The organism is Arthrobacter sp. AL05 (genome assembly GCF_029960715.1).
GTDB lineage: Bacteria > Actinomycetota > Actinomycetes > Actinomycetales > Micrococcaceae > Arthrobacter.
In genome coordinates this window covers 451,811-477,624 of sequence record NZ_JASBRC010000002.1, presented here as the reverse complement: position 1 = coordinate 477,624, position 25,814 = coordinate 451,811, and the positions used below count along the sequence as shown (strand labels likewise).

Here is a 25,814-nt window from a genome sequence, read left to right as displayed (position 1 = left end):
ATAAATTGGTATCAACAAACTTGGCACACTATTGAGTTCTCAAACAACAGACACATTCAAAGTAGTAGCTGAAACAATTCAACTAAATGAATTCTTTATCTTTCAGTCTTTCTTTGCTGCGATATTTAAATCTTATTTCATTCATTTCCGCTTTGCAAATCCGGATTTTCATCCGAAGTTCACTTGCTGGAGCAAATGTCCCCACCAAAATATGAAGCATTTTTTCGATTTGCACGATGTACTCCGGGGAGGACAATAGCGCTAAAAGAATTGCTTCTCTAGTTTGGTTGGGGTTGGCCGCCACTCTGCGGTGGCGACTAAAAGAACAATACACGCTCCGCCCCGACCTTGCAAGCGGGGCGGCAAACGGGGTACGTCGACGCGCGGTGTTCGGCTAGGGCACGCTGACTTCCACGGTGGCCAGGTTCTTTTTGCCGCGGCGCAACAGCAGGTATCGGCCGTGGAGCAGTTGGCCGGGCTCAATGACGGCGTCGGGATCTGCAACCTTGGCATTGTTGACGTACGCCCCGCCCTCCCCCACCGTGCGGCGGGCGGCGGACTTGCTCTCCGACAGGCCCGTTGCGACCAGGAGTTCGATGATGCCCAAGGTGCCGGCGCCGACTGTCGCGGACGGCAGCTCGGACGTGGCTGCCTTGAGCGTTGCCTCGTCCAGGGCGCTCAGATCACCGTTGCCAAACAACGCAGCAGAGGCGGCAATGACCTTCTCTGTCGCTTCTACTCCGTGCACGAGCGAAGTCACTTCGTAGGCAAGCTTGCGCTGCCCTTCGCGGGCGAACGGCCGCTCGGCCAGCGCAGCCTCCAGGGTCTCGATCTCCGCCCGGCTGAGGAACGTAAAGACCTTAAGGCGCGCAGCAACGTCGCTGTCTGCGGTGTTGAGCCAAAACTGATAGAACGCATACGGGCTGCACATCTCCGGATCAAGCCAGATGGCGTTACCCTCGCTCTTGCCGAACTTCGTCCCGTCGGCATTGGTGATGAGTGGTGTCCCAAGCGCGTGGACGTGTTTGCCCTCAACCTTGCGGATCAGGTCAGTGCCGCTGGTCAGGTTGCCCCACTGGTCCGATCCCCCGGTCTGCAAGACACAGCCGTGGTCACGGAAGAGCTGGAGATAGTCCATACCCTGAAGGATCTGGTAACTGAATTCCGTGTAGCTGATTCCCTCGTCGGAGTTCAACCGGTTGGCGACGATGTCTTTTTTGATCATGGTGCCGACCCGGAAATGTTTGCCGATTCCGCGCAGAAAATCGATGGCGCTCAAGGGCGCTGTCCAGTCAAGGTTGTTGACCATTCGGGCCGCGTTGTCGCCCTCAAAACTGAGGAACCGCTGGACCTGCGCCTGCAGTTTTCCGACCCATTCTGCTACCGTCTCGGGGGTGTTAAGCACACGCTCTGCACTCTGGCGCGGGTCACCGATGAGGCCGGTGGAGCCGCCGACGAGGCCGAGGGGCTTGTGGCCGGCTAGTTGGATCCGGCGCATTAGCAGCAACTGCACCAGGTTGCCCAGGTGCAGACTCGGAGCAGTGGGATCGAAGCCGCAGTAATAGCTCACTGGTTCTCCGGCGAGCAGCTGCTGGAGCTCCGCCTCATCCGTGGAGACGTGGACCAGGCCCCGCCATTTCAGCTCCTGCCAGACGTCGGCGAAGCTGGGGTCATTCTGCTGGGAACGGGGATCATTTAGCTGGGACACGGAATCTAAGGTAGCAGGATCAGCGCACCCTCAGCGTCTGTGACTTTCGATCGAGACCGGCACCGCCGTGCCGGGCTCAGTCTTCGATGCCCGCCGGCACGCCGGCGGAGGCGATCAGACGCAGCCGCTGGGTGGGCCGGGTCATGGCCACATACAGGTCACCGACACGGCCGTGCTCACGGTTCAGCATGGCCGAAGGCTCCAGCACCACAACGCCGTCGAACTCCAGGCCTTTGGCCTCGCGGGGACTGATAACAACGATGTCCTGGGCATAACTTCCGGCGTCGGTGCCGACGCGGCGCCCGTAAACGGCGCGCAGTGCCGCGGTGGCTTCGGAAAGAAGCCCGCCGTCGGCAATGACCGCCAGCAGGCCGCCCTCCAGGGAAGCGAGTTCCTCCGGCAGGACCGCCACGAGCTTGCTGATCACCTGGCCCGGCTCGACGCGGTCGACCACCGGCGCCCAGCGACCCTCGCGGACAGCCTTGGGTGCGGAGACGACAAGCCCCGCCGCGTTGGCCATCCGGGCCGCCGCTTCGGCAATCTGCGAGGGGGTGCGGTAGTTGACTGTGAGCTCCTCGAGCTGCCAGCGGTCACCGAACATCGGGGCCAGGGCGCTCTGCCAGGAATTGGCGCCCACCACGGAACTGGTCTGGGCAATGTCGCCCACGATGGTGAAGGACTTCAGCGGGCAGCGGCGGACCAGCAGGCGCCACTGCATCGGCGAGAGCTCCTGGGCCTCATCCACCACAATGTGCCCAAAGGCCCAGCTGCGGTCGGTCGTGGCACGCTCTGCTGCAGTGAGCCGGGCCTCGCGTTCCTGGTTCTGGTCAACGAGCTCTTCCGCGGAGATCAAGACGTCTACGCCGGCGGTTTCCATGTTAACAAGCGTCTGTTTGGCGTTGGCCAGGTCGCGTGCACGATCGTGTTCCTGCTGTGCCAGCCCCCTGCCCGCAGCGGCGTCCAGCTCGCCGAGGAGTTCGGCTGCCTCGTCCAACAGCGGCACGTCAGCTTCGGTCCACGGCGCATCGGCCGGGCGGAGCAGCAGTTGCCGCTCGGCCGGGCTGAGCTGGGGGGTACAGGCTTCCAGGATCGCCGGCTTGCTGAAGAGTTCACCAATCAGCTTCTCCGGCGTCATCGGCATCCAGCACAGATTCAATGCGATCCGGACGTCCCGGGCGGAGCGGACATCCTCGGCCAGGTAGGAGCGGTCTGCGTTGTTGCCGATGCTGCCGGCCTCGACGAGTTCGGTCATCTGTTCCGTAAGTTCGCGCAGCAGCATCCTGACAAACGAAACGCGCGCTTCGTTGTGCGGCTTGCCGATGGAGCGTGCGCGGTCCCGGGCACGGCGGACCTGCCGGGGAGTCAGGAGGAGTTTGCGTCCGTCCACTTCAAGGACGCGGTTCTGCGCAGGAATACGCTGCCGGTTGGCCACCGCGTTCGCCACGACCTCGACCATGTCCAGCCGGCCCTTGATGGCAGCGACCTCGGACTCCGGCTCGGCCACGGCATGGATTCCGGGCATCAGCCGGCCGACACTGGCCATCACAACGCCGGTCTCGCCGAGTGACGGCAAGACGCGTTCGATGTACTTCATAAAGGACGACGACGGTCCCACCAGCAGGACGCCGGCGGTCTTGAGCCGGTCCCGGTGTGTGTAGAGCAGGTAGGCCGCGCGGTGCAGGGCAACCGCCGTTTTGCCGGTGCCGGGCCCGCCCTGGACGACAAGGGCTCCGGAGATCGAGGACCTGATGATCCGGTCCTGCTCGGACTGGATGGTGCCGACGATGTCTGACATCCGTCCGGTCCGCTTGGAGTTCAGGGCTGCCAGCAGCGCGCCCTCGCCCTGCAGGGACTCGTTGTCCGCGAGCAGCCCGGCGTCCAGGACATCGTCCTCGATGGCCTTGACCTCGCGGCCCTGCAGGATGAGGTGGCGCCGGCGCCGCACTCCCTGCCGGTCAAACGCGGTGGCCTGGTAAAAGTGTCCGGCTTCCGGCGCACGCCAGTCGAGCATAAGCCGCTGCAGCTCGTCAGTGGTCAGCCCGATGCGGCCGATGTACTGCGCCTCCCCGGAGTCGAGGTCGAGGCGGCCGAACACCAGCCGGTCATCGACGGCGTCGAGCTGCGCAAGGCGGTCCTCGTAGAGTGCAGCGAAAGCATCCCGCTCGGAGACGTTCTGCATAGTGCCCACCGCACCGGCCCGACGGACCTGCGCCAGCTGGGTGCGCTTTTCCGCCCGCAGCTCGTCGAGCCGGGCGTAAAGTCCGGCGACATAGTCGCGTTCATGGGCCAAATCAGCGTCGTGCATCGAACGTTCCCCTATCGAAAAAGACAGACCAACCATTCTACAACCATTTCAGTGCGGCACCGCTACACGACCGCTTTTTGCACCCCGGTGCAGCGGGGCCCGCGGGATCGTCCCGCGGCCCGGTGCACCTTGCCGCCCGCCGGGCCCGGAGGGCGGTTTACAGCCGCAGCAGGGAACTGACCCGATGCCCGTCGAGGGCAGAACGGCCGTTAAGCTCATCCAGTTCCAGGACCACACCCACACCGGCCACTTCGACGCCGCAGCGTTCGAACAGCCGGACGGCGGCAGCCAGCGTGCCGCCCGTGGCAAGGACGTCATCGAGAATCAGGACGCGGCTGCCGGGCGCAAGGTCAGTGGTGTGCAGTTCCAGGGTGGCGCTGCCGTACTCGAGCGCGTAGTCCTCGGAGACCACTTCACGGGGTAGCTTGCCGGCCTTGCGGACGGTGATGACGCCCGTGCCGGTGGCGTAGGCCGCGGCGGCAGCCAGCAGGAAACCGCGGGCCTCCACGCCGGCCACGGCGTCGAACTGGCCCTTGAACGGCTCCACCAGGGCGTCCACAACAGCCTTGAGTGCCGCGCCGTCGGCGAAAACGAGGGTCAGGTCCTTGAAGACAATTCCCGGCTTGGGGTAATCCGGGATGGTGGCGCACAGGCTGCTGATAAGTTTGTCCACCGGCGCAGCGGTTTCACTCTTGGTCATCGTGGTCCGGGGAAGCTCGCTTTGATTCACCCGTCAAGCTTACTCGCTGGGCTTTTACGGTTCCTTCGGGCACGTGTGCCGGTCGCCCGGCAGGGCCGGCCTGCTACCCCGGGCGCACCTTCGCTGCCTTGTAGCGGGAGACGGTCGGGTCGCCGGTGACCCAGAAGCGCCACGGGTAGTCGCGGCTGCCCCCGGCGCCCGAGACGCCGACGCGTGGTCCGGAACTGACATCCACGGCCGGCAGGTCCGGCAGGTCAAGCCGGAACGGGGCCAAGAGCGCATCCCGGCCGGTGTCCGCCGTCGTGATGCCCAGTGCCGTGGCGAGCCGGGCCGGGCCGCTTGCAAGCTCCCTGGCGGATTTCGATGTCGGCCGGCGGGTGAGTGCCAGGTCTTCCCCGGCCACAACCATTCCGGCCCGCAGCAGCACGGCAGAGGCTTCTCCGAGCGGTCCGCAGACGATATTGGCGCAGTGGTGCATGCCGTAGCTGAGGTAGACGTAGAGGTGCCCGGCCGGGCCGAACATCGGGGCGTTGCGCGCGGTGGCGCCGCGAAAGGTGTGCGAACCGGGATCCGGGTGCTGCGAGTCGTGCGGTCCCAGATAGGCCTCCACCTCGCTGATCCGCACGGACACCAGGCCATCGGGACCCTCGTGCGTCAAAACCGCGCCAAGCAGCAGCGGCGCCACCTGCCGGGCGTCGGCGGACAGGAGCCCCCGCAGCCCAGTGGCCGGGAATCCACGGCCCGGCGCACTGTCAGGAGGAGTCTCACTCATGCTCCGACTTTAACAAACCCGCCGGATCACCCTGCACGGCCATGTCCGATTTCCGCTAGCAGCGGCACCCGGATGCTGGCAGGATGAACTCATGGATTTCTGGCAGCGCTACCGGGCAATCGACGCCCGGGACATCCGGTTCGACGGGCAGTTCTACACGGCTGTCCGCACGACCGGCATCTACTGCCGGCCGTCCTGCCCGGCCCGGACCCCCAAGGCCGGCAATGTCACGTTCTACGAGACCTCCGCCGCCGCGCACGACGCCGGCTACCGGGCCTGCAAACGCTGCCTGCCCGAGGCGGTGCCCGGCACGCCTGCCTGGAATGTCCGCTCGGACATCGCCGGACGCGCCATGCGGCTGATCAACGACGGGGTGATCAATCGCGACGGCGTCGAAGGCCTCGCCACCCGCCTGGGCTACTCCTCGCGCCAGCTCAACAGGATCCTCAGCCACGAGCTCGGCGCCGGCCCCCTCTCGCTGGCCCGTGCCAGCCGGGCCCAGACGGCGCGGACCCTGCTGGTCTCCACCACGATCAAGGTCGCCGACATCGCGTTCGCTGCCGGATTCAGCAGCGTCCGCCAGTTCAACGAGACCATCGGCGAAGTTTTCGCCATGACCCCGTCGGCGTTGCGGGCCACGGCACGCCACCACCGGACGCCGCCCCTGGCTGCTGTGTCGTCGACGGCCCTGACGCTGAACCTGCCGTACCGCGAACCCTTCGACCCCGGCGTTTTTTCTTTCCTCGCGGTCCGGGCCATCCCCGGCGTCGAGGAGGGCACCTCCAGCTCCTATGCGCGGACGCTGCGTATGGCCCACGGCGATGCGCGCTTCCGGGTGGACTATAACGCCGAAGCCAGCGGCCGCCCGCTGCTGCTGAGCATCGGCGCCGTCGACCTCCGGGACCTGCCCTCCCTGCTCAGCCGGGTCCGCCGGCTGCTGGACCTTGACGCCGACCCGGTCGCCATCGACGAGGTGCTGGGATCCGATCCCCGGCTGGCGGCGGGAGTCACCGCCACGCCGGGAATCCGGATGCCCGGCGCCGTCGATCCGCAGGAGCTGCTGATCCGGGCAATGATCGGCCAGCAGATCACCGTCGCCGCCGCGCGGACGGCACTTATCCGGTTGTCCGCCGCCGGCAGCGACAGCCTGGTTCCCGCCGTCGGCCTGCACCGGCTATTCCCCACCGCGGAGCAAATTGCCGCGGACGGCCTCGGACTGCTCCGGGGCCCGCAACGCCGCGTCGATTCGATCCGGAATGCAGCCGCTGCGATGGCTTCGGGCAGTCTCGACTTTGGCTATGGCGATGACCTGCCGGGGCTGGAGTCCAAACTGCTGCCCCTGCCCGGGGTGGGGCCGTGGACGGTGGGCTATGTGGCGATGCGCGTGATCGGCGCACCGGATGTCTTCCTTGCCAACGACGCGGCGGTGCGCAATGGCATCCGCTCGCTGGCCCCGGATCCTGACGGCGCCGTGTCGCCGGGCCAGCCCCTGAGCCCCGATTTCCGCGAGCTCAGCCCCTGGCGGTCCTACGCCACCATGCACCTGTGGCGCATAGCGGCGCTCGCCCGGGCCGCGGCTCCCAAAACATCATCCATTTCCCCCCTGGCTCCCAAGAAAGCGGCATTATGAAAGCCCAGTTGCTGACCATGTCCACCCCCGACGGCCCGTTCACCATCATTGCCCGGGACGGTGCGGTGCTTGCCTCCGGGTGGACGGCTGTTCCCGGGGACTTGACCGGGCAGATCCACCCGGACCTGCTGCCGGGGGCCTTCGAGTCCGTCCCGGGCCTCGGCGTCATCTCCGATGCCGTGGACGAGTTCTACGCCGGCTATCCGCAACCGGCTATGGCGGTACCGGTGCTGCAGAAGTCCGGTCCGTTCCGCGGGCATGCCTGGGAGATCCTCCGCACCGTCGCGCCGGGACACCCCGTGAGCTACACCGAGTACGCGGAAATGTCGGGAAATGCGAAGGCCGTCCGCGCTGCTGCCAGCGCCTGCGCCTTCAACGCGGCGGCGCTTTTTGTACCGTGCCATCGGGTGATCCGCACCGACGGGAGCCTGGGCGGGTTCCGGTGGGGGCTGGTAATCAAAAAAAGCCTTCTGGCCCGGGAACACCTGCTGGTCTCTGCCGTCAAGCAGTAGCGGGCGCGGGCCGGCTCCCGAGTGGTTAGGCGCCCGAGTTGGGCTCAGCGGGTGGCAGGCACCCCGGCCGGCCACGGAAGCAGCGCCGGGAGGTCGACGCCGTCGGCCGCGGCCGTGGCGCGCAGGCTGCCGAGAGTGGGCGTGCGGCCCGCGAGCCAGGCAGCAATGTCGGTCAGCATCCCGTTGACGGCCGTCGATCGGCTGCCGGGCGTACCGATGGCCACGGCTGGCAGTCCGAGCGGCTGGAGGACAAAGCGCTGCCCGTCGGGCACCCGCGCGGCCAGGAATTCGAAAAGGTGCTCGCAGAACGGCCGGCTCCAGGTCTCGGGACCGCGGCCGGTGCCAAGATCTGCGGCGTGAATGACGAATTCGCGCCAGAGTGCCAGTCCGCCGTCGAACACAACTCCCCCGCGGAAACTGATCGGCCTGTGCCAGTCGGCGCCGTCAAGGGATTCAAAAGCAGTCAACGCCCGGACCAAGGCGTGATCCAGATCGGAGCGGTGTTCCGCCACGGGGTGTCCGGCCGACATTTCGATCGCCCGGGTCCGGCCTTCGAAGCCGCCGTCATAGAGTTCGATGGTCTTGCCCTGCGCGGCGAATTCCAGCTGGCGGGCCATCGCGTTGGCGATGCCGCAGAGGTGGGCCAGCACATGTCCCCGGGTCCAGTCCGGCAGTTCCGAGGGCGCCTTGACGTCCTCCTCGGAAAAGGTGGCAGCTATCCCCGCCACGACGTCGGCGGCGCGGCGGAGTTCTGCCAGGAGTTTTTCCGGCGTGATTGTGGTCATGGCGAACATCCTAACCGAGCGCCCTGGATAAATCCGGATTAACTGAAGGACCCCGGGCCATAGCGGTGGCGGATGTGCCGGCGGTCGTGCCGAGCCTGCCAGAACTCGATTTCGCGGGGCCGGAGGGCATAGAGCTGCCAGTCCGGGTTATCGCCGCCGTCGGCCCCCGGCCGGGCGTGCCAGTCTGCGGCGGAGGCCTCCGCCGACAACTCAACAACACCGCCGGCCACCCGGACCTGACGGCCCTGCTGCTGCCAAAAGAAGTTGAGCGCGGCCTCCGGGTTGGCCGCAAGCTCCCGGCCTTTCCGCGACGCACGGGACGTGGCGAAGTGCCAGCCGCCACCGTCGATGTCCTTCAGGATGAGCATCCGGGCGGAGGGACGCCCTAGGCGGTCCGCCGTGGCCAGGCTGCAGGCGTTGGGCTGCGGCACACCGGCTGAGAGCGCCTCATCGAACCACTGCCGGAACAGCTCGGCGGGGTCAGCGGGCGCTTCTGCCGGGTCGAACTCCGGAAGTACATCGGGGAAATCGGGCAGGCCACGCAGCAACTGGCGGAAAGTTTCGCTCATGCCGTAATGCTAGCGGGGAGTTTTGGCGGCAAACGCACAGCGCTCCCTCACTTTTGGCAGGAAATCCGCCGACTCTCCTGCAGGCAGTGCAGGAGCGTCGGCGGAAATGCTGCAGGAAGTGAGGGAGCGTGTGTCGCTAGCCCGCGTACCCGCGGACCCCGGCCAATTCGCTCTCGAGGGCCACCAGTTGGCGCTCGACGGCGGCCGGAGCCGTACCGCCCTGGGAGTTGCGGCTGTTCAGCGAGCCCTCGGTGGACAGGACCGTACGGACCTCGGGTGTCAGGTGCTCGGAGATCGCGGCGTATTCCTCATCCGTCAGGTCCCAAAGCTCGACGCCGCGGCTTTCCGCCTGCTTGACCGCAGCCCCGGAGAGCTCGTGCGCCTCACGGAACGGAACGCCCTGCCGGACCAGCCATTCGGCAATGTCCGTAGCCAGCGCGAAGCCCTGCGGCGCCAGGGACTCCATCCGTTCGGTGTTGAACGTCAGCGTCGCGATCATGCCCGATACTGCCGGGAGCAGGACCTCCAAGGTGTCGGCTGCGTCAAAGACCGGTTCCTTGTCCTCCTGCAGGTCGCGGTTGTACGCGAGCGGCAGGCCCTTCAGGGTGGCCAGCAGCCCGGTCAGGTTGCCGATCAGCCGGCCGGCCTTGCCACGGGCCAGTTCCGCAACATCCGGGTTCTTCTTCTGCGGCATGATCGAGGAGCCGGTGGAGTAGGAATCGTGGAGCGTAACAAAGGAGAACTCCTTCGTGGCCCACAGGATAACTTCCTCCGACACACGGGAAAGGTCCACGCCGATCATGGCCGTGATCCACGCAAACTCGGCGAAGACATCGCGGGAGGCGGTGCCGTCGATCGAGTTGTGCGTCGCGGAGAAGAAGCCCAGTTCCGCGGCCACAGCCTCCGGGTCCAGGCCCAGCGACGAGCCGGCGAGGGCACCCGAGCCATAGGGCGACACCCCGGCGCGCTTGTCCCAGTCCGCCAAACGCTGCACATCGCGCAGCAGCGCCCAGGCGTGGGCCAGCAGGTGATGGCTCAGCAACACGGGCTGGGCGTGCTGCAGGTGGGTGCGGCCGGGCATGGCCACGCCCTGATGGGCCTTCGCCTGGTCCACCAAAGCAGCGATCGTTGCGAGGACACCGCGGGCAATGATCCGGGCATGGTCACGCAGGAACATCCGCCCCAGCGTGGCCACCTGGTCGTTGCGGGACCGGCCGGCGCGGAGCTTGCCGCCAAGCTGGGTGCCGGCGCGCTCAATCAGACCCCGTTCCAGCGAGCCGTGCACGTCCTCATCGGAGTCCGCGGGCAGGTAGGCACCGGAGGCCACGTCTGCATCCAGCCGCTCCAGGGCGTCCAGCATGCCCTCAAGCTCGGTGTCGTCGAGCAGGCCGGCCTTGTGCAGGACGCGGGCGTGGGCCTTGGAGCCGGCGATGTCGTAGCGCGCCAGCCGCCAGTCGAAGTGCGTGGACTTGCTCAGCGCCGCGAGGGCGTCAGCGGGTCCGCCGGCGAACCGGCCGCCCCACAGCGCGCCTTCATTTGTGCCGGAAGCCACTACTGACCTGCGACGCGGATGTCGCGGCCCGAGGCGACCTTGGCGGACATGCCCCACAGCTCGATGAAACCCTTGGCCATGGACTGGTCGAAGGTATCGCCGGTGTCGTAGGTGGCGAGGTCGAAGTCGTAGAGCGAGGTCCCGGAACGGCGTCCGTTGACGATCGCCTGGCCGCCGTGCAGCACCATCCGGATGTCGCCGGTGACGTAGCGCTGGGTGTCTTCGATAAAGGCATCAAGGGAGCGCTTGAGCGGCGAGAACCACTGGCCGTCGTACACCAGTTCGGACCAGCGCTGGCCGACAGTGGCCTTGAACCGGGCCTGCTCGCGTTCGATGGTGATGTCTTCGAGGTGCTTGTGCGCGGTGATCAGCGCCATGGCACCGGGCGCTTCGTAGATTTCGCGGGACTTGATGCCAACGAGGCGGTCCTCGACGACGTCGATCCGGCCCACGCCCTGGGCGCCGGCACGGCGGTTGAGTTCCTTGATGGCCTGCAGCGGGGTGACCTTAACACCGTCGATCGCGACCGGGACGCCGGCGTGGAAGGAGATGGTGACCTCGTCGGGAGCCGGCGGGAACTCCGGGGTCGCGGTGTAGTCGTAGATGTCCTTGGTGGGACCGTTCCAGATGTCCTCGAGGTAGCCGGTTTCGACGGCGCGGCCCCAGACGTTCTGGTCGATGGAGTACGGGTTCTTTTTGGTGGTCTCGATCGGGAGTCCCTTTTCCTCGGCGAAGGCGATGGCCTTGTCGCGGGTCAGGGCAAGGTCACGGACCGGTGCAATGCACTTCAGGTCCGGGCCGAGGGTCTGGATACCGACCTCGAAGCGGACCTGGTCGTTGCCCTTGCCGGTGCAGCCGTGGGCCACCGTGGTAGCGCCGAATTCGCGGGCAGCCTTGACCAGGTGCTTCACGATCACGGGGCGGGAGATCGCGGAAACCAGCGGGTAGTGGCCTTGGTAGAGGGCGTTGGCCTTCAGCGCGGGCATGCAGTACTCGTTGGCGAACTCGTCGGAGGCGTCAGCCACATAGGCTTCGACGGCGCCGCAGCCCAGGGCGCGCTGGCGGATCGTCTCCAGCGACTCGCCGCCCTGTCCGACGTCGACCGCCACGGCGATCACCTCGGCACCGGTAGCTTCACCGATCCAGCCGATAGCTACGGAAGTATCCAGGCCACCGGAGTAGGCCAGCACAATACGCTCAGTCACTTCAATTGCTCCTTAGTTGTTTGGTTCTTGGTTGTTTGGTTCTTGGTTCTCTGGTGGAAGTTTATTGGCCGGCTTCATCAGCGAGCCGCAGGAAGCGGGCCGCGACGGCTGCGCCGCCGACCGGGTCGCGGGTGACCAACAGCACGGTGTCGTCCCCGGCGATGGTGCCGAGGATGGAGGGCATCACGGAGTGGTCGATCGCCAGCGCCAGGAAGTTGGCCGCGCCGGGAGGCGTCCGGAGCACCGCGATGTTCGCGGACGCTTCGGCGGTGACCAGCAGTTCCCCGCAGAGCCGGGCCAGCCGCGCGTCGAGGATTTCCTGGCTGACACCGCTTTTGGCCGCGCGTTCCCCGCCCTCCCCCGGCACCGCGTAGACGAGGACACCTTCCTTCCCGCGGACCCGGACCGCGCCGAGCTCCACGAGGTCCCGGGAGAGGGTGGCCTGGGTTACCTGGACGCCGTCGTCCGCGAGCAGTGCCGCCAGCTCCGCCTGCGAACGGACCGACTCACCCGTGAGGATCGCGGTGATCCGTGCCTGCCGGGCCGTCTTGGTGGCCGGGCTGGCCCCCGGGGAAGCGGGCTGGACGGACACTATCGGCGTCCCTTCGGTGCCGGCTCCCCGTTCGGCGCCAACCCGTCAACGACGGCGAGGCCGGAGCGGTGCATCAGCCAAGCCATCAGCGCCTTCTGGGCGTGCAGCCGGTTCTCGGCCTCGTCCCAGACGATTGACTGCGGGCCGTCGATCACGGCCGCGGCGATCTCGTAGCCCCGGTAGGCGGGCAGGCAGTGGAGCACCACGGCATCCGGCGCCGCGAGCTGCATCGCCGCTTCGTCGACAGCGTAGCTGCGGAACAGCTGCAGCCGGGCCTCCTTCTCGTCTTCCTGGCCCATGGAGACCCACGTGTCGGTCGCGACGACGTCGGCCCCCAGCAGCGCCTCGGCAGCATCAATGGTGACAAGTACCGACCCGCCGGTCTCCGCCGCGCGGTCTTCGGCCGCGGCGATGATCGCCGGGGAAGGCAGGTAACCTTCGGGGCCGGCCACACGGACGTGCATGCCGGCGGTGACGCCGGCCAGCAGGTAGGAGTTGGCCATGTTGTTGGCAGCGTCGCCAAGGTAGCTTAGGGTGAGGCCCGCCAGCTCGCCCTTGTGTTCCTTGATCGTAAGCAGGTCGGCGAGGAGCTGGCAGGGGTGGTAGTCATCGCACAGGGCGTTAATGACCGGCACCCGGGAGTTTGCTGCCATGGCCACCAGGCCGGCGTGGGCACCGGTCCGCCAGACAATGGTGGACACCATCCGCTCCAGGACCTTGGCGGTGTCCTCGATGGACTCCTTGTGGCCGATCTGCGCTTCGCCCGGGTTGATGATCAGCGCATTGCCGCCCATGTCGGCCACGCCCGCGGCGAACGAAACCCGCGTCCGGGTCGAGGTCTTGTCGAAGATCACGGCCACGGTCTTGCGTCCGCTGGCCTCCGCCGCGAATGGCTGCACACTGTAGGGGGCGGCCTTCATCCGCAGGGCAAGGTCCAGGACCTCAGCCTGCTCGGCCGGGGTGAGATCGGTGTCCTTGAGGAAGTGCCGGGTCCGGCTGTTCGACGTCACTGTCGACATTTCAGTCGTGTTCACTGGGCGTCCTTTGCTGTCTGGAGAAGGGCAGGCAGTGCCGCGAGGAAGCGGTCGGCCTGTTCGGTCGTGAGGATCAGCGGCGGGGCGAGCCGGATCGTGTGCGGGCCCGGGCTGTTGACGATAAAGCCTGCGTCGAGCCCGGCGGCCACGACGGCCGGGGCGACGTCGGCGTCCAGATCAAAGCCGATCAGGAGCCCTTCGCCGCGGACCGCGGCAACGCCGTCGATCCCCGCGAGGCCGGCACGCAGCCGCTCCCCTACGTTCCGGACGTGGTCCAGGACATGCTGGTCCGCCAGCACGTGCAGGGTGGCCAGTGCTGCAGCGGTGGCCACCGGGTTGCCGCCGAACGTCGTCCCGTGCTGGCCGGCGGAGAGCAGCGCGGAAGTTTCCGGGCCAAAGGTCACGAGGGCGCCAATCGGGAAGCCGCCACCGAGGCCCTTGGCGAGCGTGACCGCGTCGGGCATAATCCCGGCGTCCTCGCTGGCGAGCCACTTGCCGGTACGGCCGATGCCGGTCTGGACCTCGTCCAGGATCAGCAGGGCACCGACGGCACGGGTGGCCGCCCGCGCGGCCTGCAGGTAGCCGGCGGGCAGCGGCCGGACGCCGGCCTCGCCCTGGATCGGTTCGAGGAAGACTGCTGCGGTGGTGTCGTCCACTGCGGCCAGGAGCGCGTCGATGTCACCGAAGGGGATGTGCACAACGCCGCCAGGCAGCGGCGCAAACGGCGCCCGGTAGGCCTCCTTTGCGGTGAGCGCCAGCGCGCCCATGGTCCGGCCGTGGAAGGCGCCCTCAAGGGCGATGATTTTGGTCCGCGGCGTCGCTGCCGAACCAACATTGCGCCGTGCCAGCTTAAACGCGGCCTCGACCGCCTCCGTGCCGGAGTTGGCGAAAAACACCTTGGAACCGGCCGGCGCGCTGGTGATCTCCAGCAGCTTTTCGGCCAGCGCGATCTGGGTGGGACTCGTAAAGAAGTTGGAGACGTGACCCAGGGTGGCGAGCTGGCTGGAGATGACCGATGTGACAAAAGGATGCGCGTGGCCGAGGGCATTGACCGCGATCCCGCCGAGCAGGTCCAGGTATTCCTTGCCGTCCGCATCCCAGACGAGGCAGCCGGCGCCGCGGACCAGGACCCGCTGCGGGGTCCCGAAGACACCCAGCAGCGAGGTGGAGTAGCGGGCCAGCCAGTCGGCTCCGGTACCGGAGCCGCCGGTTCCGACCATTTCGCTGAGTTCGGGGGATTTTTCCAGCTGGTTCATTTGTTTTCCTCGTCCGGGACGACCTGTGTGCCGATGCCCGCTGTTGTGAAGGTTTCCAGCAGCATCGAATGCGCCAGCCTGCCGTCCACGATGTGTGCGCGTTCGACGCCGCCTTCAACGGCTTTGAGGCAGGCCTCCATTTTCGGGATCATGCCTGACTCCAGACGCGGCAGCAGCTCGCGGAGTTCCGACGCGGTAAGCGAGGAAATCAGCGAGGAGCGGTCCGGCCAGTTGGCGAAGAGACCCTCAACATCGGTGAGGATAACCAGCTTCGAGGCGCCGAGCGCCTCGGCCAAGGCCGCGGCGGCGGTGTCCGCGTTGACGTTCAGCACCTGGCCGGTGGTCTGCACTTGGTGGGTTCCCCGGTCACCGGTGCCGTCCGCGAATATTTCCGGCGCTACTGTCGAAATCACCGGGATCCGGCCGGCCGCAACGATATCCAGGATTCCCTCGGGGTTTACGCCGACAACTTCGCCGACGAGGCCCAGATCCACCTCCTCGCCGTCCACCACGGTGCCGGTCCGGACGGCCCGGAGCAGCCCGCCGTCCTCACCGGACATACCAACGGCGTAGGGGCCGTGTGAGTTGATCAGGCCCACGAGTTCGCGGCCCACCTGGCCGGTGAGGACCATACGGACCACGTCCATGGCCTCCGGCGTGGTGACCCGCAGCCCGCCCTTAAACTCGGATTCGATCCCGAGCCGGCTGAGCATGGCGTTGATCTGCGGGCCGCCGCCGTGCACCACGACCGGGTGGATCCCGACGTGGTGCAGAAAAACGACGTCCTCGGCAAAAGCGCGGCGCAGCTCGTCGTTAACCATGGCGTTGCCGCCGTATTTGATCACCATCGTGGTGCCGGCAAAGCGCTGGATCCAGGGCAAGGCCTCGATCAGGGTGCCGGCCTTGCCCTGGGCATCGGACATGGACGTGGTCTCGCGGGTCTGGGCGTTCATCGGCATCCCCTAGCTGGAGTAGGCGCTGTTTTCGTGGACGTAGTCGTGGGTGAGGTCGTTGGTCAGGATGGTGGCCTCGGCGTTACCGGCCTGGAGGTCGATCTCGACCAGGACCTCGCGGGGTGCCAGGTCCACGAGGCTCCGGTCGTCGCCGATGCTGCCATTGCGGCAGATCTGCACGCCGTTCATGGACACATTGAGCCGGTCGGGTTCGAAGGCGGCGTCGGTGGTGCCGACGGCGGAGAGCACCCGGCCCCAGTTGGGGTCCTTGCCGAAGATCGCGGCCTTAAAGAGGTTGGAGCGGGCCACTGCGCGGCTGACGACTTCGGCGTCCTTTTCGCTGGCGGCGTTGAAGGTGCGGATGGCGATGTCGTGGCTGGCTCCTTCTGCGTCGCCGATCAGTTTGCGGGCCAGTTCTGCGCAGACCCGGGTCAGGCCGGCGCCGAAGTCGGCGGCCGACGGCACGGCGCCGGACGCTGCGGAGGCGAGCAGCACCACCGTGTCGTTGGTGGACATGCAACCGTCCGAGTCCGCCCGGTCGAAGGTGACCCGGGTGGCGTCGCGGAGTACAACGTCGAGCATGTCCGGCTGGACGTCAGCGTCAGTGGTGAGCACCACGAGCATGGTGGCGAGCCCAGGGGCGAGCATGCCGGCACCCTTGGCCATACCGCCGATGGTGAATTCCTTGCCGTCGGCGTCGGCACCGGTGAAGACGGCCTGTTTGGACACCGAGTCCGTGGTCATGATGGCGGTGGCAGCATCGGAGCCGCCGCCTGTGCTCAGCGCTGCGCTTGCCGCCCCGATCCCGTCGAGGACCTTATCCATCGGCAGTTGCTCGCCGATCAGGCCGGTGGAACAGACGAAGACGTCGGTGGCGGAGATGCCGAGGGCTTCGGCGGTCTTTTCGGCGGTGGTGTGGGTGTTCTGGAAGCCTTGCGGGCCGGTGCAGGCGTTGGCCCCGCCGGAGTTCAACACAACGGCATCCACGCGGCCGTCCTTGACCACCTCTCGGGACCAGTGCACGGGGGCTGCGGCCACCCGGTTGGAGGTGAACACGGCCGCGGCGGCCTTGGCGGGGCCGTCGTTGACCACAAGGGCGAGGTCCGGGTTGCCGGAGGCCTTGAGGCCGGCGGTGACTCCGGCGGCACGGAATCCCTGGGGGGTGGTGATGCTCACGGTGCTACTCCCTGCAGATCGAGGCCGGCGGTTTCCGCCAGGCCGAGGGCAATGTTCATGGACTGCACGGCTCCGCCGGCGGTCCCTTTGGTCAGGTTGTCGATGGCGCACGTAACGATTACCCTGCCGGTGTGCCCGTCGAGTGCCAGCTGCATCACGGCGTGGTTGGACCCCTGGACCGACTTCGTCGAGGGCCAGCGGCCTTCGGGCAGCAAGTGCACAAACGGCTCGTCGTCGTAGGCCTCGCTCCAGGCCTGGCGGAGCTCCCCGGCAGTAACACCGGGGCGCACCTTCGCCGTGGCGGTGGTGAGGATGCCCCGGCTCATGGGGGCCAGCGTGGGCGTAAAGGACACCGTTACCGGAGCGTTGAGGGCCGCCGAGAGCCCCTGCTCAATCTCGGGCGTGTGCCGGTGCCCGCCCCCCACACCGTAGGGGCTCATCGAGCCCATCACCTCGGCGCCGATCAGATTGGCTTTGGCCGCCTTACCGGCGCCGGAGGTTCCGGACGCGGAAACGATAACAACGTCGTCGGGCTGCAGCAGGTGGTTACTAAAACCAGGGGTAAGGGCCAGCAGGACCGAGGTCGGGTAGCAGCCCGGCACGGCGATCCGGGTGGCGCCCCGGAGCGCCTCGCGCTGGCCGGGAAGTTCCGGCAGCCCGTAGGGCCAGGTGCCGGCGTGCGGGGAGCCGTAGAACTTTTCCCAAGCGGCCGCATCCTTGAGCCGGTGGTCGGCGCCGGCGTCGATCACGAGGGTGCCTGCGGGCAGTTGCGCGGCGATCTCCCCGGAGGCTCCGTGCGGCAAGGCCAGGAACACAACGTCGTGTCCGGACAGGTTGGCCACTGTGGTGTCTTCGAGGATACGGCTGGCCAAACCGTGGAGATGGGGCTGCAATTCCCCTAGTCTGGAACCGGCGTTGCTGTGGGCCGTGATGGCACCGATCGTCACGTTGGGATGACCGGCAAGGATCCGCAGCACCTCGCCGCCGGCATAACCGCTTGCGCCGGATACGGCAACAGAAATAGTCATACAGGGAACTATACAGCAAGAGTATGCATAGATGTCGATAATTATGCATCAGCTGAGCCGCGCCCGGCCATGTTCGCCCGGCCGCGGAGGGCACGCGGGCTACACCCCGGGATGGGCCCGGATGGCCCGGGGCGTATGCTTGGTTGTGGGTGATCCAGACCGTGCAATCCGAATGTCGGATGCAGCGTTGCCCGTAACAGTTACGAGGCGCGAGCTCCATGACCCCCACCACTGCTACGCCGGAGCGACCGAAATCTCGCGTCCGCCAGCCCAACGCCGTTGTCCTGAGCTACTCGGAACTCCTAAAGACCGTCAAGTCCGCCGGCCTCCTCGAACGCCGCGTCGGTTTCTACATCACGGTCTTCTCCGTTCTGGTCCTTCTGATGACCGCCACCTGGTTCGGCTTTGCGCTGATCGGTGACAGCTGGTTCCAACTCCTTATCGCCGCGGCGCTGGGCATCCTCTGCACCCAGCTGAGTTTCCTGGCCCACGAGGCCGGACACCGCCAGATCTTCGCCTCCCGCCGCGCCAACGACTGGGCCGCCCGGCTGCTTGCCACCTCGGTCGCCGGCATCAGCTACTCCTGGTGGGAGCAGAAGCACGGCGCGCACCACAACCACCCGAACGTCATTTCCAAAGACCCGGACATCGCCACCGGCGCCATCGCCTTCTTCCCGGAAGCTGCCGCTACCCGGCAGGGACGGTTCTCCTTCCTCACCCGCAAACAGGGCTGGCTCTTCTTCCCGCTGTTGTTCCTCGTCGGCCTGGGCCTCCAGATCGATTCGGTCAAGTTCATCTTCCAGCGCGCCAAGGTCACCCACCGCTGGGTGGAAATCCCGATTCTCCTGGTCCGGCTCAGCCTGCTCCCGGTATTGGCCTTCACGTTCCTGCCGTGGGGCGTTGCCCTTGCGTTCATCGGGGTCCAGCTGGCCGTCTTCGGGTTCTACATGGGCGCCTCGTTCGCCCCTAACCACAAGGGCATGCCGGTCCTGCCGGCGGACAGCCGCGTTGACTTCTTCAGCCGGCAGGTCCTGACGTCACGGAATATATCCGGTGGCCCCTGGATGGACATCCTGCTGGGCGGCCTCAACCGCCAGGCCGAACACCACCTCTTCCCGGATATGGCCCGGCCGCAGCTCGACAAGGCCGCCGTGATCGTCCGCGAATTCTGCGCGAAGCACCAGGTTCCCTACACGGAAACCACCCTGTTGCAGTCCTACGGCATCATCGTGCGCTACCTCAACGAGGTCGGTCTCTCCGCCGGACGCCACTTCGAGTGCCCGATGGCGACCGTGACCCGACGCTTCTAAGCGGCGGCCGGGCTTTGCTGCGCGAAGGGCAAGCCGGCAGCCCCGGCCTGTCAGTGTGACCCGAAGTGGCGGCCGAATACCGGCCGCCACTTCGTCGTTGCTGTTGCTGTCCCTAGGATGGTGCAGAAGCGGAGCCGGACATCGGGCCGCGGAAACCCAGCCGGCCGATGCGGGCCGGTTTGCAGCCCAGGAACTTCAGCTCAAGCAAGGAGACAGGTAATGCACGCAATCGTCGCCCGCGAGGCCGGGGGTCCCGGTGTCCTCACGCTGACCGGGGTGGAGCGCCCGACGCCGGGCCCCGGCCAGCTGCTGATCAAGGTCGCCGCCGCCGGCGTCAACTTCATCGACACCTACAAGCGCAGCGGCAGCTATCAGGTGGACTACCCCTTCACCCCCGGCTCCGAGGCCGCCGGCACCGTGGCGGAACTCGGCGACGGCGTCACCGGGTTCTCCCCCGGCGACCGGGTGGCGACGGCGGAAGGCATCAACTGCTACGCCAGCTACGCACTCGTCGATGAGGACAAAGCCCTGCCGGTCCCCCGCGGCGTGGACGATTTCACCGCAGCCGCCCTTCCCCTGCAGGGCATCACCGCGCACTACCTGATCAATTCCTCCTTCACGGTGGAGCCGGGCCACACCGTCCTGCTGCACGCCGGAGCGGGCGGCGTCGGGCTGCTGCTGATCCAACTGCTCAAGGCCAAGGGCGCACGCGTTATCACCACCGTCTCCACGGATGAGAAGGAACAACTGGCCCGCGGCGCCGGAGCCGACCACGTGCTGCGCTACGACGGCTTCGCGGCAAAGGTCCGCGAACTGACCGACGGGACCGGCGCGGACGTGGTCTACGACGGCGTCGGGAAGGACACCTTCGACGGTTCCCTGTCCGCCCTGCGTATCCGCGGCACCCTGGTGCTCTTTGGCGCCGCGTCCGGGCCCGTGCCGCCTTTCGATCCACAGCGGCTCAACTCCGGCGGATCCTTGTACCTGACCCGCCCGACGATTTCACATTTCCTGCGCGATGCCCGGGAACGCCGCTGGCGCTCGGACGAGCTTTTCGCCGCGGTGGCTGACGGAAGCCTCAAGGTCCGGATTGGCGCCCGCTACGACCTCGCGGAAGCCGCCCGGGCACACGAAGACCTGGAGCAGCGCCGCACCACGGGCAAGGTCATCCTGGTCCCCTAAACCCGGACCGCCAGGGTCCGCCGTTATCCGGGACCAGCGTGCGCACATCCGGCTTGAGGCGGATCATTAACACAAAGCGACGCCGGACACCTTCCATTTACCTAGGTCAGAGACGATGCCCCCGTGACTGAGCAACAGCAGCAACCCACAAGCACCGTGCTCCCGCAGGATGCCGCCACCCTAAACACGGTCTTCCCGGCCCAGCTTGCAGGGTCCCCCGCCACTCCGCCGGAGCGGACGCTCGTTGACATCCTGCAGGACACGGCCAAACGCTTTCCGGACGCCTCCGCGCTCGACGACGGTCACGAGTCGCTCAGTTATGCGCAGCTTATGGCGGCAGTCCGGGCCCGGGCAAGGGAGCTGCACGCCGCAGGGCTGGGTGCCGGGGACAAGATCGGTGTCCGGATTCCCTCCGGTACCAACCTGCTGTATGTCTCAATCCTGGCCATCATGATGGTCGGGGCGGCGTATGTTCCGGTGGACGCGGACGACCCGGAAGAGCGGGCCAGGCTGGTGTTCGGCGAAGCACGGATCGCCGGGACGCTTCGCGGTGCCGGCGAGATAGTGACGGCACGCCAGCTGCCCCGGCCGTTTCCGGCTCCCCGGCCTCCCACGCCGGACGACGACGCCTGGGTCATCTTCACCTCAGGGTCCACCGGAACGCCGAAAGGCGTCGGCGTGCAGCATCGTTCCGCCGCGGCATTCGTCGACGCCGAGGCGCGGATCTTTTTGCAGGACGATCCGGTTGGCCCCCAGGACCGCGTCCTGGCCGGCCTGTCCGTGGCTTTCGACGCCTCCTGCGAGGAAATGTGGCTAGCCTGGCGGCACGGCGCCTGCCTCGTCCCGGCGCCCCGGGCGTTGGTCCGGACCGGGATGGACCTCGGCCCGTGGCTGATCAGCCACGGCATCACTGTCGTTTCCACAGTACCTACACTGGCCGCGCTCTGGCCGGTGGAGTCCATGGAGAGCGTCCGCCTGCTGATCTTCGGCGGCGAAGCGTGCCCGCCCGAACTGACCGAGCGGCTCGCCGTCGAAGGCCGCGAAGTCTGGAACACCTACGGCCCCACCGAGGCCACCGTTGTCGCCTGCGCCGCTCGATTGGGCGGGCCCGGCCCGATCCGGATCGGATTGCCGCTGGACGGGTGGGACCTCGCCGTCGTCGACGCTGAAGCCCGGCCGGTGGGTGAAGGCGAGGTTGGCGAATTAATCATTGGCGGCGTCGGCCTGGCCCAGTACCTTGACCCGGCCAAGGACGCTGAGAAATTTGCCCCGATGCCGTCGCTGGGCTGGACGCGGGCCTACCGCTCGGGCGACCTGGTCAGGTACGAAGCGGAGGGGCTGATCTTTCAGGGCCGCGCCGACGAACAGGTCAAGCTAGGCGGGCGCCGGATCGAACTGGGTGAGATCGACTCGGCCCTGCAGGCGTTGCCGGACGTCGCCGGTGCGGCCGCGACGGTGCAGACGACGGCGGCTGGAAACCAAATCCTCGTGGGGTACCTGGCCCCGGCCGGCGGGCGGGACCTCGATCTCACCGCCGCACGTGAGCTCCTCGGCAAGAGCCTGCCGGCCCCCTTGATTCCGCTGCTGACAGTTGTCGATTCGCTGCCCACCAAGACCAGCGGCAAGGTGGACCGGCACGCGCTGCCGTGGCCGCTGGCGGGGGCCGGCGCCGCCGACGCCGCGGCGGCCCCGCTGAACCTGCCCGATGATGCCGGCTGGATCGTGGAGCAGTGGAGCTCCGTCCTGGGCAGCGCCGTGTCCGGCCTGGACGCCGACTTCTTCGCCTACGGCGGCGGGTCCCTCGCTGCCGCGCAGCTTGTCTCGGCCCTGCGCGTGCGCTATCCAACGATCACGGTGGCCGACATCTATGCCACGCCCCGGATCGGGGCTCTCATCGATACCGCACGCCTGTCGCTGCCCGAGGGCGGGGCAGGACCGGCCCCGGAACGCACGGTCCGGCGCACGGCCCGCAAGTCGCAGGTTTTCCAGACTCTGATGGGGGTTCCGCTGCACCTGCTGGTCGGCATGCGCTGGCTGACGTATGTGATGGCGGCGAATAATCTACTCTTCTGGCTCGCCGGCTTCGCGGCGGCGCCCACGGTTTCCTGGTGGTGGGTGGGAGCCTCCTGGCTTGTTTTTGTCAGTCCTGCCGGCCGGATGCTGATCTCCGTCGCGGCAGCCCGCCTGCTGCTGCGCAAGGTAGTGCCGGGAGTCTACCCCCGCTCCGGCCGGGTGCACCTGCGCCTGTGGCTGGCCGAGCAGATCCAGGACCTCGCCGGCGCGGTCAGCCTCGCCAGTGCCCCGTGGGTGCCCTATTACGCACGCGCCCTCGGGGCGAAAATCGGCAACAATGTCCAGTTGCACTCGCTGCCTCCCGTCACGGGAATGCTCTCGCTGGGCACCGGTTGCAACGTCGAACCTGAGGTCGATCTGTCCGGCTGGTGGATCGACGGCGACGTAGTCCATATCGGCGCCATCCATATCGGGCCCGGCGCAACTGTCGGTGCACGCAGTACCCTTATGCCCGGTGCCTCGATCGGTGCCGGAGCCCGGGTGGAGCCCGGATCGGCCGTGCTGGGCAAGGTGAAGTCCGGGCAGTTGGTCGCCGGCTCACCCGCGGAGCGGCGGGGCAAAGCCAAACCCTCCTGGCCGGAGGCTCCCGCCGAGCACCCCATAATCGGCAGGCTCTGGTTTGTCGGCTTCGCCACAGCGTCCGCCGTTCTGGCCCTGATCCCCGTGATCTCCGCTGCTGCCGCGGCCTTAGTGGTTTATGCCTTCATTCGGGGCAGCGCTTCGCTGACGGCAGCGGTTCCGCAGCTGCTGCTGGCCATTGCGCCGGCGGCCCTCGTCTGGTTCCTGTCCAACCTGCTGCTGATCCTGCTGACCACCCGGCTCCTCAGCCTGGGCCTGGCCGAAGGATATTACCGGGTGCGCAGCAGAATCGGCTGGCAGGTCTGGGCTACCGAGCGGGTCCTGGACCTGGCCCGGGACGTGCTCTTCCCGATCTATGCGAGCCTCTTCACTCCGGTCTGGCTGCGCCTGCTTGGCGCGAAGATCGGCAAGAACGTGGAGGCTTCGACGGTGCTGTTGATCCCGAAGATGACCACTGTGGGCGAGGGAGCCTTCCTGGCCGACGACACGATGGTGGCCTCGTACGAACTCGACGGCGGCTGGTTGCGGATCGCGCCCGCGAAGATCGGCAAACGCTCCTTCCTGGGCAATTCCGGGATGACGGCGGCCGGCCGCAATGTGCCCAAGAACTCCCTGGTTGCCGTGCTGTCAGCGACCCCCGCCAAAGCCAAGGCCGGCACCTCGTGGCTGGGCAGTCCGCCGGTGCGGCTCCGGCGCACCGCCATCGCCTCCGATGACACCCGGACGTACCAGCCGCCGCTAAGGCTCAAGGTCGCCCGGTCGCTCTGGGAACTGTGCCGTTTTGTTCCAGTCGTGGTGACCGTCGCAATCGCGGCCGGCGTTTTCCTCGCCTTCGACTGGCTTGCCTCCGCCACGAATTACGGCATCGCGGCGCTCCTGGGCGGCGTGGTGATTCTCATCGCCGGAGCGGTGGCGGCGGGCAGTGCTGTGGTGGCGAAATGGTTGCTGGTAGGGCGCATCAAACCCGGTGAGCACCCGTTGTGGAGTTCCTTCATCTGGCGCAACGAGGTGGTGGACACGTTCATTGAGATGGTCAGCGCCCCTTGGTTCGCCCGGGCGGCCACCGGGACCCCGGCCCTGGTCTGGTGGCTCCGGGCCCTCGGCGCCAGGATCGGCGCGGGCACCTGGTGCGAAAGCTACTGGCTGCCCGAGGCGGACCTGGTGACCCTGGGCCGGAACACCACGGTTAACCGGGGTTGTGTGGTCCAGACCCATCTGTTCCATGACCGTGTGATGAGCATTGACACTGTTACGCTCGATGACGGGGCAACGATGGGCCCGCACGGAGTCATCCTCCCGCAGGCCCGGATCGGCAAAGGTGGCACCGTAGGCCCGGCATCCCTTGTGATGCGGGGTGAAACTGTCCCTGCCGCGACGTACTGGATGGGCAACCCGGTGAGCCCGTGGGGCGGGCCGGCAGTGGCTGCCCCCAAGCCGAAGTAGCACGCTCCCGCCCGACCCGCACCTGCCAACCCGAAGGCCGTCTAATGAGTTCCAGCCCCCAGAGGTCCACCGCCGCAACCGGCACCGGAGGCGGCCTGCCCGCGGATGATCCGGCGGGCTCTCCTGATCCGTACCTGCCGGGCCATGGCACCAATGCCTACCGCGTCACCCGGTATGAACTCGAACTGGACTACAAGCTCAGCAGCAACCGCCTGAACGGGCGGGCCACTGTGCACGCGGTGACACAACGCGCCACCTCGGCCATTGTGCTGGACCTGACCGGGCTCCGGGCCAGCAAAATCCAGCTCTCCGGTCGGAAGGTCCGCAAGTTCAGCCAGCGCGCCGACCAGCTGGTCATTGTCCCCGACGCCGCCCTGATGCCGGGCGAAGAATTCACTGTGGACGTCCGTTACGAGGGAAACCCCTCCCCCCGCCGGGGCTTATGGGGCGACGTGGGATGGGAAGAACTGACCGATGGTGTGCTGGTGGCTGGCCAGCCGAACGGCGCACCGTCCTGGTTCCCCTGCAACGACCACCCCTTGGACAAGGCCAGCTATCGGATCTCGGTGACCACTGACGCACACTACCGGGCGGTGTGCAACGGGATCCTGGTCGCCCGCACCGGCCGGTCCAGCCGCGAGACCTGGGTCTACGAACAGGCCGAGCCCATGGCCACGTACCTCGCCACGGTTCAGATCGGCCGCTACGAGCTCTTGGCCCTCAACCCGGTCCGCCCGGCGTCGCAGGTGCCCCAGCACGTCGCGGTTCCTGCTGAGCTTGCGGACAAGGCACGCGAAGGGCTGAGGAGGCAGCCGGAAATGATGCGTACCTTCATCGATTGCTTCGGCCCCTACCCGTTCGCCGAGTACACGGTAGTGGTGGCCGGGGATGAGCTGGAGATCCCGCTCGAGGCGCAGAGCCTGTCGATTTTCGGCCCCAACCAGCTGGAACAGGACTGGGAGTCGCAGCGGCTCATCGCCCACGAGTTGTCCCACCAGTGGTTCGGCAATTCGCTGACGGCAGCGTCCTGGAAGGACATTTGGCTGCATGAGGGCTTCGCCTGCTATGCCGAATGGATCTGGTCCGAGGAAGCCGGCGTTATGACTGTGGCGCGCCGGGCCGCCGCCGCCTGGCGGAAGCTCAGCACCGGCGCGCAGGACCTGCTCGTGGGCGACCCCGGTCCGGAGCTGATGTTCGATGACCGGGTGTACAAACGCGGGGCCTTGGCGCTGCACGCCCTCCGCCTGCGCTGCGGCGACCTGGCGTTTTTTTCGCTGCTGCATGAGTGGGCGGGGCAGTACCGCCACGGCTCGGTCTCGACGGCGCAGTTCATTCTCACCGCGGACCACGCGACAGGCCTCGACACGGAAGCGCTGCTGCACCCGTGGCTGTACCAGGAAGCGCTGCCGGCACTTCCGGCCGGCGGCCCAAAGTGATCTCCTGGCCCTTT

21 protein-coding genes are annotated in these 25,814 nt (G+C 67.2%); 6 read left to right on the top strand and 15 right to left on the bottom strand.

Annotation, left to right across the window (positions count from 1 at the left end; translation table 11 throughout):
* Positions 1-82: 82 nt before the first annotated feature.
* The 5 genes from QK287_RS04465 to QK287_RS04445 all read right to left on the bottom strand — a co-directional run bounded on the left by QK287_RS04465 (position 83) and on the right by QK287_RS04445 (position 5,485).
* A complete protein-coding gene (locus QK287_RS04465) occupies positions 83-235 on the bottom strand; it encodes a hypothetical protein (protein WP_282359410.1) in 153 nt (50 codons plus the stop codon).
* Positions 236-394: 159 nt separating this feature from the next.
* Entirely contained in the window at positions 395-1,708 is a 1,314-nt protein-coding gene (tyrS, locus tag QK287_RS04460) for a tyrosine--tRNA ligase (protein ID WP_226774706.1), read from the bottom strand.
* 76 nt (positions 1,709-1,784) lie between these two features.
* The gene (locus QK287_RS04455) at positions 1,785-4,013 is read right to left on the bottom strand and encodes an AAA family ATPase (RefSeq protein ID WP_282359409.1); all 2,229 of its coding nucleotides are present in this window, start codon (positions 4,011-4,013) and stop codon (positions 1,785-1,787) included.
* Positions 4,014-4,170: 157 nt separating this feature from the next.
* The gene (locus tag QK287_RS04450; RefSeq protein WP_282359431.1) at positions 4,171-4,713 is read right to left on the bottom strand and encodes an adenine phosphoribosyltransferase; all 543 of its coding nucleotides are present in this window, start codon (positions 4,711-4,713) and stop codon (positions 4,171-4,173) included.
* A gap of 103 nt (positions 4,714-4,816) precedes the next feature.
* Positions 4,817-5,485, bottom strand: coding sequence for a DNA-3-methyladenine glycosylase (locus QK287_RS04445; protein WP_282359408.1), 669 nt, complete (start codon positions 5,483-5,485; stop codon positions 4,817-4,819).
* Between the two features lie 91 nt (positions 5,486-5,576).
* On the opposite strand from QK287_RS04445, the gene QK287_RS04440 reads away from it, so the two are divergent.
* Entirely contained in the window at positions 5,577-7,115 is a 1,539-nt protein-coding gene (locus tag QK287_RS04440) for an AlkA N-terminal domain-containing protein (RefSeq protein ID WP_282359407.1), read from the top strand.
* Positions 7,112-7,627 (top strand): methylated-DNA--[protein]-cysteine S-methyltransferase, encoded by a 516-nt coding sequence (locus QK287_RS04435; RefSeq protein ID WP_282359406.1) that lies wholly within the window; start codon positions 7,112-7,114, stop codon positions 7,625-7,627. Before QK287_RS04440 ends, QK287_RS04435 begins: the two co-directional genes overlap by 4 nt.
* 44 nt (positions 7,628-7,671) lie before the next feature.
* Here the strand turns inward: QK287_RS04435 and QK287_RS04430 are convergent, their stop codons facing one another.
* From QK287_RS04430 to argC, 10 genes are all read right to left on the bottom strand, one after another.
* Complete coding sequence (locus QK287_RS04430; protein WP_282359405.1) at positions 7,672-8,412, bottom strand: maleylpyruvate isomerase family mycothiol-dependent enzyme; 741 nt, start codon at positions 8,410-8,412, stop codon at positions 7,672-7,674.
* A gap of 38 nt (positions 8,413-8,450) precedes the next feature.
* Complete coding sequence (locus QK287_RS04425) at positions 8,451-8,981, bottom strand: pyridoxamine 5'-phosphate oxidase family protein (protein ID WP_253033192.1); 531 nt, start codon at positions 8,979-8,981, stop codon at positions 8,451-8,453.
* A gap of 136 nt (positions 8,982-9,117) precedes the next feature.
* Positions 9,118-10,533, bottom strand: a complete 1,416-nt coding sequence (argH, locus tag QK287_RS04420; protein ID WP_226774713.1) for an argininosuccinate lyase — start codon at positions 10,531-10,533, stop codon at positions 9,118-9,120.
* Entirely contained in the window at positions 10,533-11,738 is a 1,206-nt protein-coding gene (locus tag QK287_RS04415) for an argininosuccinate synthase (RefSeq protein ID WP_226774714.1), read from the bottom strand. Before QK287_RS04415 ends, argH begins: the two co-directional genes overlap by 1 nt.
* A 61-nt stretch (positions 11,739-11,799) precedes the next feature.
* On the bottom strand, positions 11,800-12,330 hold the full coding sequence (locus QK287_RS04410; RefSeq protein WP_282359404.1) for an arginine repressor: 531 nt from the start codon (positions 12,328-12,330) through the stop codon (positions 11,800-11,802).
* Positions 12,330-13,349, bottom strand: a complete 1,020-nt coding sequence (argF, locus tag QK287_RS04405) for an ornithine carbamoyltransferase (RefSeq protein ID WP_282359430.1) — start codon at positions 13,347-13,349, stop codon at positions 12,330-12,332. Before argF ends, QK287_RS04410 begins: the two co-directional genes overlap by 1 nt.
* Before the next feature lie 11 nt (positions 13,350-13,360).
* Entirely contained in the window at positions 13,361-14,620 is a 1,260-nt protein-coding gene (locus tag QK287_RS04400; RefSeq protein WP_282359403.1) for an acetylornithine transaminase, read from the bottom strand.
* Complete coding sequence (gene argB / locus QK287_RS04395; protein WP_226774717.1) at positions 14,617-15,573, bottom strand: acetylglutamate kinase; 957 nt, start codon at positions 15,571-15,573, stop codon at positions 14,617-14,619. Before argB ends, QK287_RS04400 begins: the two co-directional genes overlap by 4 nt.
* A gap of 9 nt (positions 15,574-15,582) precedes the next feature.
* Positions 15,583-16,749: a bifunctional glutamate N-acetyltransferase/amino-acid acetyltransferase ArgJ gene (argJ, locus tag QK287_RS04390; RefSeq protein WP_282359402.1), complete on the bottom strand. Its 1,167-nt coding sequence runs from the start codon at positions 16,747-16,749 to the stop codon at positions 15,583-15,585.
* Positions 16,746-17,777, bottom strand: a complete 1,032-nt coding sequence (argC, locus tag QK287_RS04385) for an N-acetyl-gamma-glutamyl-phosphate reductase (protein WP_282359401.1) — start codon at positions 17,775-17,777, stop codon at positions 16,746-16,748. Before argC ends, argJ begins: the two co-directional genes overlap by 4 nt.
* 218 nt (positions 17,778-17,995) lie before the next feature.
* On the opposite strand from argC, the gene QK287_RS04380 reads away from it, so the two are divergent.
* From QK287_RS04380 to QK287_RS04365, 4 genes are all read left to right on the top strand, one after another.
* Positions 17,996-19,087, top strand: a complete 1,092-nt coding sequence (locus tag QK287_RS04380) for an acyl-CoA desaturase (RefSeq protein WP_282359400.1) — start codon at positions 17,996-17,998, stop codon at positions 19,085-19,087.
* Between the two features lie 219 nt (positions 19,088-19,306).
* On the top strand, positions 19,307-20,269 hold the full coding sequence (locus QK287_RS04375; protein WP_282359399.1) for a quinone oxidoreductase: 963 nt from the start codon (positions 19,307-19,309) through the stop codon (positions 20,267-20,269).
* Between the two features lie 156 nt (positions 20,270-20,425).
* The gene (locus tag QK287_RS04370; protein WP_282359429.1) at positions 20,426-24,364 is read left to right on the top strand and encodes a Pls/PosA family non-ribosomal peptide synthetase; all 3,939 of its coding nucleotides are present in this window, start codon (positions 20,426-20,428) and stop codon (positions 24,362-24,364) included.
* Between the two features lie 44 nt (positions 24,365-24,408).
* A complete protein-coding gene (locus tag QK287_RS04365) occupies positions 24,409-25,800 on the top strand; it encodes a M1 family metallopeptidase (RefSeq protein WP_226774723.1) in 1,392 nt (463 codons plus the stop codon).
* The last annotated feature ends 14 nt before the right edge of the window (positions 25,801-25,814 follow it).